This is a genomic window from Mycobacterium sp., assembly GCF_050701675.1.
Classification (GTDB): domain Bacteria; phylum Actinomycetota; class Actinomycetes; order Mycobacteriales; family Mycobacteriaceae; genus Mycobacterium.
Genome location: NZ_JBOGDD010000388.1, coordinates 1 through 3,517 on the forward strand (window position 1 = coordinate 1; position 3,517 = coordinate 3,517).

Below are 3,517 nucleotides of genomic sequence, written 5' to 3' on the forward strand. Positions count from 1 at the left end.
GCGCGAATGAGGTGCAGTTCGGCGAGCATGGTGCCCAGAAGCTGCGGGGGAGCGGCTTTCCAGTCGTCGTCGGTGGTCGACAGTTCGATCCAGGCGGAGCCGGTCTCGAGGCGTTCTTCGCGTGGCATGTCCCCTACTTCCGTTGACCGCGAGCGACCTGCGGCAGCGATCCGGTCTCGGCAAACTTACGCCGATTGGATCCACTTTGGCTAGTATTAGCGACAAAACCGCACGGACGTGGACTACTGTGGCTGGTATTGGATCCACTACTCGGGAGGTTGTATGGCACTGCCAGGTCTGGTCGGCACTGATCACGTCGGCTTCACCGTGCCCGACCTAGAACAAGCTCACGACTTCTTCGTGCGGGTTCTGGGTTGCACGCACGTCTATACGCTGGGGCCGTACGAGCACGACGACGACTGGATGCGTGAACATCTCAACGTCCACCCGCGCACCGTGATGCGGGAGCTGCACTTCTACCGGTGCGGCACGGGAGCCAACTTCGAGGTGTTCGAGTACGAACCGGCGGACGGCGCGGCGCCCATTCCGCGCAACAGCGATATCGGCGGACACCACCTCGCGCTCTACGTCCACGACATCGATGCCGCCGTCGAATACCTTCGCGCCGAGGGCATTCGGGTACTCGGTGAGCCGACGGCCAGTAGCAACGCCAGCAAGGGCCAGCGATGGGTGTACTTTCTCAGTCCCTGGGGCATGCAGTTCGAGCTGGTGAGCTTCCCTGGCGGGAAAGACTACGAGAAGGACGCCGAGGTGTTGTTGTGGAACCCGAACACCCCGGCACAGTGAAGCGGTAACACCGATCGGAGGCAAGATGGCGCAACCCCAGGTGCGTGACGGTGTCACCGGTGCGCGGGTCGCCGACGAGCTGCGCGCGGCGATTCTGCACGGCGCCCATCCGCCAGGCACCCGGCTGCGCCAAGAGGAACTCGCCGCACAGTACGGGGCCAGCCGTGTGCCGATCCGCGAGGCGCTGCGGACCCTGGAGGCCGAGGGCCTCGTCACGACGGTGGCCAACGCGGGAGCATGGATCGCCAGCCTGAGCGCCGACGAATGCGCAGAGCTGTATCAGGTCCGCGAGCGGATCGAGCCACTTCTGTTGCGCTACAGCCTGCCCCATCTGACGCCTGCCGACGTCGACCGTCTTGCCGAGCTGGCAGAGGAGATGCGCAACACCCGCGACGTCGAGCACTTCCTGGCGTTGGACCGAGAGTTCCATCTCGGCAGCTACCACGCTGCAGAGACGACGTTTCTGCGCCCAACCGTCGAACGGCTGTGGAACGCCACCCAGCACTACCGCCGTGCCTTCACCCGGCTGCTGGACGTCGACAGCAACCGGATCGTGCACGACGAACACCACATGCTGGTGGCGGCGATCCGGGAGAACGATCCCGACGAGGCCGAGCGCGTGCTCTTCGGCCACATCCGCCGTACCCGGTTGCAGCTCGCGCGCCATCCCGAGGTCTTCTCCTAGGCGCGGGAAACCATTGATTGCATCCAACCCGTCTGATTGCATCCAACCCGTCGAAGGAGAACCCGAGCATATGACAATCGCAACCGTGAACCCGGCGACGGGCGAGACCGTCGAATCCTTTGAACCCCACGACAACGCCGAGGTGGCACGGCGCATCGCCGAGGCCGCCGAGGCAGCTGTCACGTTGCGGGACACGACATTCGCACAACGGGCCGAATGGATGAACGCCACCGCGGACATCATGGAGGCCGATGTCGAGCAGGTCGCCCGGATGCTCACCCTTGAGATGGGAAAACCCATCGGCCAGGCCCGCGCCGAGGTGGGAAAGTGCGTGAAGAACATGCGGTTCTATGCCGAGCACGCCGAGTCCTTTCTCGCTGACGAACCACTGGCCGATCCCTCAACGGTGTCGGCCTCACAGGCCTGGACGGTGTGGCAGCCACTCGGTGTGGTGCTGGCGGTGATGCCGTGGAATTACCCACTGTGGCAAGTCATCCGGTTCGCGGCACCTGCGCTCATGGCCGGCAACACTGGACTGCTCAAGCACGCTTCGAATGTGCCGCAGTCTGCGCTGTACCTCGACGACCTGTTCGAGAAGGGCGGCTTCCCGGCTGGTTCGTTCCGCACGTTGCTGATCGGCTCGTCCGAGGTCGCGTCGGTGATCTCCGACGACCGCGTCAAGGCCGTCACCCTGACCGGCTCGGAACCGGCAGGGCGCTCCGTGGCGGCTACAGCCGGTCAGCAGATCAAGAAGGCAGTGCTCGAACTGGGTGGCTCCGACCCCTTCATCGTGATGCCCAGCGCGAATCTCGACGAAGCCTCCACGTTCGCGGTCAAGGCCAGGACCTCCAACAATGGCCAATCCTGCATCGCAGGAAAACGTTTCATCGTGCACACCGATGTCTACGACGAGTTCGCCCGCCTGTTCGTGGCGAAGATGAAAGCACTCGTGGTCGGCGACCCGCTGGCCGAAGCCACCGACATCGGGCCGCTGGCTACCGCATCGGGACGTGATGACCTCGCCGAACTGGTCGATGACGCAGTGGCCAAGGGCGCCCAGGTGCTCACCGGCGGCGGTGCGCCCGACCGGCCCGGCTGGTTCTACTCGCCCACCGTGCTGGCCGGGCTCACCGACGACATGCGAGTGGTGATGGAGGAGGCATTCGGGCCGGTCGCCGCCCTGTACAGGGTCGCCGATCGCGACGAGGCGGCACGTGTGGCCAACCAGACCACCTTCGGTCTGAGCTCGGCGGTGTGGAGCAGCGAAGCGGCAGAACAGGATTGGTTCATCCGTCATCTCGACGCCGGCGCAGTGTTCCTGAACGGCATGACGGTGTCCTATCCCGAGTTGCCGTTCGGCGGGGTCAAGGACTCCGGTTACGGCCGCGAGCTTGCCGCCGCGGGGATCCGCGAGTTCTGCAACCTCAAGACGGTGTGGAAGGCGTGAGTGTCACCAAGTGACAGACTTCGTCGAGCACGCACACCCGACCGACGAGAGGAGCGTTGTGGCCAGCGAGCAGTTCTGGCGGGACGCCGATCGACACGTGGCCCGCTACGGCGCGTCATTCGTGCCACGAATCATCAAACGGGCCAAGGGAAGTTACGTCTACGACGAGGGCGACAATGCCATCCTGGACTTCACCTCGGGGCAGATGAGCTCCATCCTTGGGCATTCGCATCCCGACATCGTGTCCACGGTGTCGACGGCGGTCGCCACTCTCGACCATCTCTACAGCGGAATGCTCAGCGTGCCGGTGGTTGAACTCGCCACGAGGCTCTCGGCGACGCTGCCGCCGCAGCTGACCAAGGTGCTCTTGTTGAGTACGGGAGCGGAGTCGAACGAGGCGGCCATCAAGATGGCGAAGCTGTACACCGGCAACTATGAGATCGTCTCCTTCGACCGCTCCTGGCACGGCATGACCTCCGGCGCGGCCTCGGCGACGTTCAGCGCTGGGCGCCGGGGCTACGGACCCCCGATGCCGGGCAACCTCACTCTGCCAACGCCGAATGCCTACCGGTCGCCCT

At 64.7% G+C, this 3,517-nt stretch carries 4 protein-coding genes; all 4 read left to right on the plus strand.

Going from position 1 to position 3,517, the window contains the following annotated elements; genetic code table 11:
• The first annotated feature begins 282 nt into the window (after window positions 1-282).
• On the plus strand, window positions 283-807 hold the full coding sequence (locus tag ACRDUX_RS11820) for a VOC family protein (protein WP_526414074.1): 525 nt from the start codon (window positions 283-285) through the stop codon (window positions 805-807).
• Window positions 808-832: 25 nt separating this feature from the next.
• Window positions 833-1,492: a GntR family transcriptional regulator gene (locus ACRDUX_RS11825; RefSeq protein ID WP_526414076.1), complete on the plus strand. Its 660-nt coding sequence runs from the start codon at window positions 833-835 to the stop codon at window positions 1,490-1,492.
• 70 nt (window positions 1,493-1,562) lie between these two features.
• Window positions 1,563-2,939: an NADP-dependent succinic semialdehyde dehydrogenase gene (locus tag ACRDUX_RS11830; RefSeq protein WP_526414078.1), complete on the plus strand. Its 1,377-nt coding sequence runs from the start codon at window positions 1,563-1,565 to the stop codon at window positions 2,937-2,939.
• Between the two features lie 58 nt (window positions 2,940-2,997).
• Window positions 2,998-3,517: aminotransferase class III-fold pyridoxal phosphate-dependent enzyme (locus ACRDUX_RS11835; protein WP_526414080.1), on the plus strand; the 520-nt coding region annotated here is incomplete at its 3' end.

Bases quoted from the DNA above. Each gene is read 5' to 3' on its own strand.
- ACRDUX_RS11820 (WP_526414074.1), top strand. From the start codon at position 283: ATGGCACTGCCAGGTCTGGTCGGCACTGATCACGTCGGCTTCACCGTG.
- ACRDUX_RS11825 (WP_526414076.1), top strand. From the start codon at position 833: ATGGCGCAACCCCAGGTGCGTGACGGTGTCACCGGTGCGCGGGTCGCC.
- ACRDUX_RS11830 (WP_526414078.1), top strand. From the start codon at position 1,563: ATGACAATCGCAACCGTGAACCCGGCGACGGGCGAGACCGTCGAATCC.